The organism is Stenotrophomonas sp. PS02297 (assembly GCF_029959705.1).
Classification (GTDB): Bacteria; Pseudomonadota; Gammaproteobacteria; order Xanthomonadales; family Xanthomonadaceae; genus Stenotrophomonas; species Stenotrophomonas nitritireducens.
The window spans coordinates 20,614-28,510 of sequence record NZ_JASCOS010000040.1 but is presented as its reverse complement, the minus strand read 5'-3'; the positions used below and the strand labels follow the sequence as shown (position 1 = coordinate 28,510).

7 protein-coding genes and 1 pseudogene are annotated in these 7,897 nt (G+C 63.5%); 3 read left to right on the top strand and 5 right to left on the bottom strand.

The genetic code is table 11. The features are described from left to right. Positions 1 to 645: 645 nt before the first annotated feature. The 3 genes from coaE to QMX80_RS09940 are packed head-to-tail and all read right to left on the bottom strand — an operon-like array spanning position 646 to position 3,446. Positions 646 to 1,272: a dephospho-CoA kinase gene (gene coaE / locus QMX80_RS09950; RefSeq protein WP_282276802.1), complete on the bottom strand. Its 627-nt coding sequence runs from the start codon at positions 1,270 to 1,272 to the stop codon at positions 646 to 648. 43 nt (positions 1,273 to 1,315) lie between these two features. Continuing rightward, a complete protein-coding gene (locus QMX80_RS09945) occupies positions 1,316 to 2,179 on the bottom strand; it encodes an A24 family peptidase (protein WP_282276800.1) in 864 nt (287 codons plus the stop codon). Between the two features lie 7 nt (positions 2,180 to 2,186). Then, positions 2,187 to 3,446, bottom strand: coding sequence for a type II secretion system F family protein (locus tag QMX80_RS09940; protein WP_282276799.1), 1,260 nt, complete (start codon positions 3,444 to 3,446; stop codon positions 2,187 to 2,189). Positions 3,447 to 3,849: 403 nt separating this feature from the next. Here QMX80_RS09940 and QMX80_RS09935 point away from each other — a divergent pair. Beyond that, positions 3,850 to 3,939 (top strand): annotated as a pseudogene (locus QMX80_RS09935) (prepilin-type N-terminal cleavage/methylation domain-containing protein); the annotation flags it as partial. Positions 3,940 to 4,311: 372 nt separating this feature from the next. Then, on the top strand, positions 4,312 to 4,653 hold the full coding sequence (locus QMX80_RS09930; protein WP_282276808.1) for a prepilin-type N-terminal cleavage/methylation domain-containing protein: 342 nt from the start codon (positions 4,312 to 4,314) through the stop codon (positions 4,651 to 4,653). Positions 4,654 to 5,278: 625 nt separating this feature from the next. Here the strand turns inward: QMX80_RS09930 and QMX80_RS09925 are convergent. Both QMX80_RS09925 and QMX80_RS09920 read right to left on the bottom strand, forming a co-directional pair. Further along, complete coding sequence (locus QMX80_RS09925) at positions 5,279 to 5,590, bottom strand: CcdB family protein (RefSeq protein ID WP_282276798.1); 312 nt, start codon at positions 5,588 to 5,590, stop codon at positions 5,279 to 5,281. Next, positions 5,590 to 5,841 carry a type II toxin-antitoxin system CcdA family antitoxin gene (locus QMX80_RS09920; protein ID WP_282276797.1) on the bottom strand — a complete coding sequence of 84 codons (252 nt, stop codon included), beginning with the start codon at positions 5,839 to 5,841 and terminating at the stop codon, positions 5,590 to 5,592. The genes QMX80_RS09925 and QMX80_RS09920 overlap by 1 nt, the downstream gene beginning before the upstream one ends. Before the next feature lie 123 nt (positions 5,842 to 5,964). Here QMX80_RS09920 and pilB point away from each other — a divergent pair, with 123 nt between their 5' ends. Then, positions 5,965 to 7,695, top strand: a complete 1,731-nt coding sequence (gene pilB / locus QMX80_RS09915; RefSeq protein ID WP_057505318.1) for a type IV-A pilus assembly ATPase PilB — start codon at positions 5,965 to 5,967, stop codon at positions 7,693 to 7,695. Positions 7,696 to 7,897: the final 202 nt, after the last annotated feature.

Here is a 7,897-nt window from a genome sequence, read left to right as displayed (position 1 = left end):
CCCGGCGCTACAGAACATCGCCGCCTTGTAGCGCGGGGAAACGCCCGGCTGGGGCCTGCCCGGGAACGTCCCGCCGGGCGTTGCCCGGCGCTACAGAACATGGCCGCCTTGTAGAGCGGGGCAACGCCCCGCTGGGGCCTGGCCGGGAAAGCCCCGCCGGGCGTTGCCCGGCGCTACGGGACATCGCCGCCTTGTAGAGCGGGGCAAAGCCCCGCTGGGGCCTGCCCGGGAAAGCCCCGCCGGGCGTTGCCCGGCGCTACGGGAACATCGCCGCCTTGTAGAGCGGGGCAACGCCCCGCTGGGGCCTGGCCGGGAAAGCCCCACCGGGCGTTGCCCGGCGCTACGGGAACATCGCCGCCTTGTAGAGCGGGACACCGCCCCGCTGGAGCCTGGCCGGGAAAGCCCTGCCGGGCGCTGCCCGGCGCTACGGGAACATCGCCGCCTTGTAGAGCGGGGCAAAGCCTCGCTGGGGCTTGGCCGGGAAAGCTCTGCCGGGCGCTGCCCGGCGCTACAGGGCCCCGCCACCTTGTAGAGCGGGGCAACGCCCCGCTGAGGCCTGGCCGGGAAAGCCCGCCGGGCGTTGCCCGGCGCTACAGAACATGGCCGCCTTGTAGAGCGGGGCACCGCCGGGCGCATGCGCTGGCATCAGGGCGCGCGCGCGTCCCTGGCCGCCAGCTGCCGGTACAGGCGGTCCAGTCTTTCCACCTGCGGTTGCAGATGGTTGGGGTGGCCATCGTTGACGATCACGTCGTCGGCCAGCGCCAGGCGCTGGTCGCGGCCTGCCTGGGCCTGGATCATGCGCGTGGCTAGGGCATCGTCGATGTCGTCGCGCTGGCGCAGGCGGGCGTGGCGCACCGATTCGGGGGCGTCGACCACCATGATCCGGTCGAGCCAGGGATAGGTTGCGCGCCCGCCGGCTTCAGCCAGCAGCGGGATCGCGGCGATCGCGTAGGGGCCGTCGGCTGTCTCACAGAGTTCGCGCACCCGTGCACGGATCGCCGGGTGGGTGATGGCTTCCAGCGCCTGGCGTTCCCCGTCGTTGCCGAAGACATGGCCGCGCAGCCGCGCGCGGTCGAGCGTACCGTCGGCCAGCAGCATCGCGCTGCCGAAGCGCCGGCCTATCTGTTCAAGAGCGGGGCTGCCCGGTGCCACTACCTCGCGTGCGGCGACATCCGCGTCGGCCACGACGATGCCCAGGGCCTCGAAGCGCCGGGTGACCTCGCTCTTGCCCGAGGCTATGCCCCCGGTCAGCCCGACGATGAAGCCGCTCATGGGCGAACAGCCATGTCCGTGGGGCGGCCGGGAGCGGCCGCCGTCACGCCAGGCCGGCCCAGTGGCGGTAAGCGGCGATCATCGGATCGCCCCACATGAAGACCAGCCAGCCGGCGATGGCCAAGTAGGGGCCGAACGGAATCGGGGTGGCCTTGTCGCGGCCGCGCGCGTACAGCCAGATCGAGCCGACGATGGCGCCCACCAGCGAGGACAGCAGGATGATCGGCAGGATGCCCTTCAGTCCGCACCAGGCACCGAGCGCCGCCAGCAGCTTGAAATCGCCGTGGCCCATGCCTTCCTTGCCGGTGATCTGCTTGAACAGCCACCACACCGTCCACAGCGACAGATAGCCCGCTGCCGCGCCTATCAGGGCCGGCTTGGCGGGCATGTAGAGGTTGTCCATGCTGCCGATCAGGCCCAGCCACATCAGCGGCAGGGTCAACTGGTCGGGCAGCAGCTGGGTGCGCAGGTCGATGCCCGACAGTGCGATCAGGAAACAGGTCAGCACGATCGCGCCGAAGCCCTGCCAGCCGAAGCCGAACTGCCACACGCTGGCCAGTACCAGCACGGCGGTCAACAGTTCCACCAGCGGATACTGGATGGAGATCGGCGCCTGGCAATGACGGCACTTGCCGCCCTGGATGATCCAGCTGAACAGCGGGATGTTCTCGTACCAGCTCAGCTTGTGCTTACAGTGCGGGCAGTGCGAGGGCTCCACCACCACGCCGGGCGGCGGCGGCTCGTAGATGTCCGGCTCGTCCAGGATCTCGCGCGCGTCGCGCTTCCACTGCCACTCCATGCGCCTGGGCAGGCGCAGGATCACCACGTTGAGGAAGCTGCCTACCAGCAGTCCCAGCCCGGCGGCCAGTGGATAGCCCAGCGCCGGGTTCTGGTCGAGAAATGCCATGTATCAATCATCCAACGGTGGAGGCGAGCTTGAAGATCGGCAGGTACATGCCGATCACCATGCTGCCGACGACCACGCCGATGAACACCATGATCATCGGTTCGATCAGGCTGCTCAGGGCATCGACGGCGTTGTTCACTTCCTGCTCGAAATATTCGGCCACCTTGAACAGCATGGTGTCCAGTGCGCCGGCCTCCTCGCCGATGCCGGTCATCTGCACCACCATGTGCGGGAACAGGTTCACCTGCTTCATGGCCATGTTCACCGGGTAGCCTACCGCGACGTCGTCGCGCATGCGTAAGACCGCATCCTCGTAGGTCTTGTTGCCGGTGGCGCCGGCCACGATGCCCAACGCCTCGACCAGCGGGACGCCGGCCTTGAACGTGACCGCCGTGGTCCGGGCGAAACGGGCGATGGAGCTGTTGTGCATGATCTGGCCGATCACCGGTACCTTCAGGATCAGCCGGTCCATCGCATACTGCATCTTCGGGGTGCGCTTGTACGCGAAGATGGAGCCGCCGATACCCACGACCGCGACCAGCAGGATCAGCCACCACCAGCCGACCATGAAGTCTGAGGCAGCAACGATCATCTGGGTGAACACCGGCAGGTCTGTGCCGAAGCTCTTGAAGATCTCTTCGAATTGTGGGACTACCCAGATTAGGAGAATTGAACTGACAATCAACGCCACGGCGATGACCATGGCTGGATAGAACAGAGCCTTTTTGATTTTGCCCTTCAGTGTTTCCAGGTTTTCCTGGTAGTTGGCAATGGTTTCCAGCACCGTTTCCAGCACGCCGGCGCCTTCACCGGCCTTCACCAGGTTGCGGTACAGCTCATCGAACTGCACAGGGTGCTTGCTGATGGCCTCGTACAGCGAGGAGCCGCCTTCCAGGTCGGCACGGACCTGCCCGACCAACTTGGCCATGCGTGGGTTCTTGTGGCCACTGCCGATGATCTCCAGTGCGCTCACGATGGGCACGCCGGATTTCATCATGGTCGCCATCTGGCGGCTGAAAAAAGCGATGTCCTTGGCTTTGATGGCGCTGCCTGCCGCGCCGAACATTGGCTTCGGTTTGGGCTTTACCACGGTGGGGGTAATGCCCTGCTTGCGGAGTTCGGCGCGCAGAAGATTGGCATTGCGGGCGCCCTGCTCGCCTTTCATCTTCACGCCGCGCTTGTCGGTCCCCTCCCAGACAAATGGCTGCATAAGGCTGGTGCTGCGCGCCATCGGCTCTTTGTTCATGGCATTGCGGGTAACAGACATCAGTTTTTCTCCCCGTCCAGCCACTCCCCGGGCCGGACAACCATCGCATGGTAACTGGTCCGCCGTTGGAGGACATCACCGTCTTCGGTAAGCGTGTCGAGGGTCACGCTCCATGCGAGATATGTACCGAAGGCGATCATGGCCGGGCGGTTTCTGAGGTGTGAGCGTAACCCAGGCGAATCCCTGGGGTCTCTTTGCGGGACGTAATGTGACGCAATGCGTCACCTTGTCGGGCCAGTCGCAGAATCGTCACCCCATGCTTCCCTTCCCTGCCAATGCTGACATCATGCGTTCCGGGGAGCAGGGCAGGTTGCGCGCATTTGGCACGCATCCTGCTGTGCAACTCCATACCGGCGGGCGACGGTCCGTCGTGCTCACATACCAACCTCTAGGGGATGTACCAATGAAAATGCAGAAGGGCTTTACCCTTATCGAACTGATGATCGTGGTTGCGATCATCGCCATCCTGTCAGCCATCGCGCTGCCCGCCTACAACAATTATCGCGTTAAGTCTGCCAATAATGCGTGCTTGGCCGAAGCCAAGGCGTTCATGAATTCATATGTTTCTGCAGTGAAGGGCGGGCTTACCGATAATGATGTGCCCGCCTATACGGCACAGGCATGTACGGCTAACAGTGTGGCCGTTACCGCAGCCAAGGTTGAGACTGTTGCCTCGCCGCCGGCATGGGACGCAGAGTTCAGCAAGAAAGGCGTCGGTGATAAAGACGTCGAGTGTCAGTCGTCGACCGCAAGTTGCCGGTTGAAATAGTAGTAGAAAGCAGGCCCTGCTATTGCAGGGCCTGCTTTTATGGTGAATTGCCACGAAATGGGGTGCTCTAATTTTGAGCATTGAGAGGGCGTCGTGATGCCGATTGAGCAGCGTGGTTTTACATTGATTGAATTGATGATCGTGGTGGCGATCATTGGCGTCTTGGCGGTGATCGCTTTGCCGACGTACAGCAACTACCGAAAAAATGCGATCGAAACTGCTTGCATGGCCGAGGCCAAGGCCTATGCCAGCAATGCGCTTGCTATGCTCTATAACGATGAAACGCCGCCAGTGGCTGTGGCCAGTGCATGCTTGACGATCAGCGGCGGCTCGGCTATCGGTGTCGCGGTAACGGCTACGCCGCAGTCGCCAGGCACTCGAACGGTGACATGCAAGATGGACGGTGATGGTGGTGACGGCAGCTGCGTGCTGAATTGATCTCGATCATTCCTTTAGCTGGATATTGGGTGGGAGTGCTTAAAGCGCTTAGATTTAGTGCCAGAAAGTGATGCCGCTCGGGTGATTGATGTGTCTTTCCGATAGAGTTTTGGTGAGTTAGTGTTCTGGAAATATTTTCTCGCCCATGTTCCAGAAGGTAGACGCGTTAAAGCTTTTGTCTGCGGTGGCGCCGACTACATCGGAAGTAGCATGGCGCGCCTGCTAGCTGCGCAGGGGCCGAGGTTGTGAGTGCTGACGACCTGTCCATTGAGCATGCGCGGGTATGGCCTCGCCGTAGGCTTCCTGCAGGCCCTTCAGTTGCCGCTCGTCGTCTTCAGGCTTGGCCCACAACACGTTCTACGTGCCGCGCTTGCTGTCTTCGACCCAGATCCCGATTTCCGTTGAAGTCAGATCGAACGGTGGCTGGTTGCGGCCATCGTCGTCTTGCCCTGGACGATCTCAAGGACCAGCGCCGATTAGCGCCGGGCGGCCCAGCGCTTGATCTCTTCTTCCATTATTTGCTCATCGGTGCCTCAGTTGGGAAAACTAACACCTGAGCAGGTTTTCAGTGGGTCACTACAGAGCTGGACTGGTCACCGGCCTGAAGGCGCTGCTTCCTACAGTCCTATGCCTGGGAGATCAGCATGTCGATCGCGTCCATGAGCGTGTTGGCATGCCCTGACAGGGAATGCAGGGGTTCTCCCAGTTTGCTGGCCGGTACCGACACCATTTCAAGCGGATGCAGTACGCACTGTTTTTGCTCGATCACGAAGAGCGGGTTCAAGGTTGGATGATGGATGTCCTGGAGTGCTGTACGCAGCACCAGCGGAACCACCATCCGGCGGTGGTATCCGCCCAGCGAAGGCGATTGCACATCCACCACATAGGGAACCGCCGGGTTTCTGCCAGGATTTTTGAAGACGTCGTACTGGGCCATCAGAGCGTCGAGAACTCGTCGGCGATGGAGCCATGGCGGCTGTTGAAATCGTTCCACGCATCGGTCGACTTCTTCAGGCGCTCGCGGTCGTTACGCAGTTCCAAGGTCTTGCGTTCGACGAAGCTTGCCAGCATGGCTTCCACTTCGGCGGACAGGTTCGTGGTCAGGCTGCGGGCCTGGGCGACAAGGTCCTGGTTGATGGAAAGGTTGACCGGGCGCTTCGGAGCGGTGGTGTCGTAGATGGCGAGCATGGGAGATCCCTCCAGTCGGATGCGCATTGTATGCGCATGGAGGTGATGTGCAAGTTGGCGCGCATCACAGCCATTCCGCTTGCCCGTACAATCGCCGGACTGTCGTCCGTGCCGGGGAACACCATGAATACAGCCGTTGCCGCCAATCTGGTGGGCATCACCGGGATTGCCCGCCGCCTGGTGCAGGACGGGGCGCTGGACGAGGCGGCGGCGCGCAACGCGATGGCGCAGGCCGGGACGGCCAAGGTGCCGCTGGCGCAGTGGCTGGCCGAGAAGAAGCTGGTCAACGCCGCGCAGCTGGCGGCGGCCAATGCCGTCGAGTTTGGCATGCCGTTGCTGGATGCCTCGGTGTTCGACGCCAACCAGAACGCGATGAAGCTGGTCAGCGAGGAGCTGCTGCGCAAGCACAACGTGCTGCCGCTGTTCAAGCGCGGCGGCAAGCTGTTCATCGGCACCAGCAACCCGACCCAGTCGCTGGACGAGATCAAGTTCCACACCAACCTGGTGGTCGAGCCGATCCTGGTGGATGAGGACCAGATCCGGCGCACGCTGGACCAGTGGGTGGCGAGCAACGAGAGCCTGGTCGGTGGGCTGGGCGACGATGAAGAGGGCGTGGGCGACCTGGAAGTCGCCGCCGGCGATGAGGACATGGGCGGTGGCGGCGACGCCGGCATCGATGCCAAGGGTGACGACACCCCGGTGGTGAAGTTCGTCAACAAGGTGCTGGTGGACGCGATCCGTCGCGGCGCTTCGGACATCCATTTCGAGCCTTACGAGGACGACTACCGGGTGCGTTTCCGCATCGACGGCCTGCTCAAGACGGTGGCCAGGGCGCCGGTGAAACTGCGCGAACGCATCGCCGCGCGCCTGAAGGTGATGTCGCAGCTGGACATCGCCGAGAAGCGCGTGCCGCAGGACGGCCGCATCAAGCTCAACCTGTCCAAGGCCAAGCAGATCGACTTCCGCGTGAGCACGCTGCCGACGCTGTTCGGCGAGAAGATCGTGCTGCGCATCCTCGATGGCAGCGCGGCCAAGCTAGGCATCGACAAGCTCGGCTACGAGCCCGAGCAGCAGCGGCTGTTCCTGGAGGCCATCCACAAGCCTTACGGGATGGTGCTGGTGACCGGCCCGACCGGCTCGGGCAAGACGGTGTCGCTGTATACCGCGCTGGGCATCCTCAACGATGAGACACGCAACATCTCCACCGCCGAGGACCCGGTGGAAATCCGCCTGCCCGGCGTGAACCAGGTGCAGCAGAACAACAAGCGCGGCATGACCTTCGCCGCGGCGCTGCGCTCGTTCCTGCGCCAGGATCCGGATGTGATCATGGTCGGCGAAATCCGTGACCTGGAGACGGCCGAGATCGCGATCAAGGCGGCGCAGACCGGCCACATGGTGCTGTCCACCCTGCATACCAACGATGCGCCGCAGACCATCGCGCGCCTGATGAACATGGGCATCGCCCCGTACAACATCACCTCTTCGGTCACCCTGGTCATCGCCCAGCGCCTGGCGCGACGACTGTGCCCGCAGTGCAAACGCCGTGCGGAACTGCCGGTCAACGCGCTGCTGGCCGAAGGCTTCACCCAGGCGCAGATCGACAAGGGCATCCAGCTCCACGAGCCGGTCGGCTGCGAGGAGTGCACTGAGGGTTACAAGGGCCGCACCGGCATCTACCAGGTGATGCCGATGACCGATGACATCGCCACGATCGTGTTGCAGGGCGGCAACGCGCTGGACATCGCCGAGGCCGCGCAGAAGATTGGGGTCAACGACCTGCGCCAGTCGGCCCTGCTCAAGGCCGCGCAGGGCATCACCAGCCTGACCGAGATCAACCGCGTCACCAAGGACTGACCGCCACGGGCCAGGTGCGGGCCGGCGGCCAGCGGGTTTCCTGCTTGCCCGGGAGGGCCCGATCTGCCGCCCGTGTCCCCGCCGGCATGACCCCGGGCGGTATCGAGCGACCACTCAAGCGCGGCCGGGCGCGTGCCGATAGATCGCCATGGGGCAGGCAAAGGCCGTTCGACCGCCGGGCATGAATGCGCTAGGCTGGCGT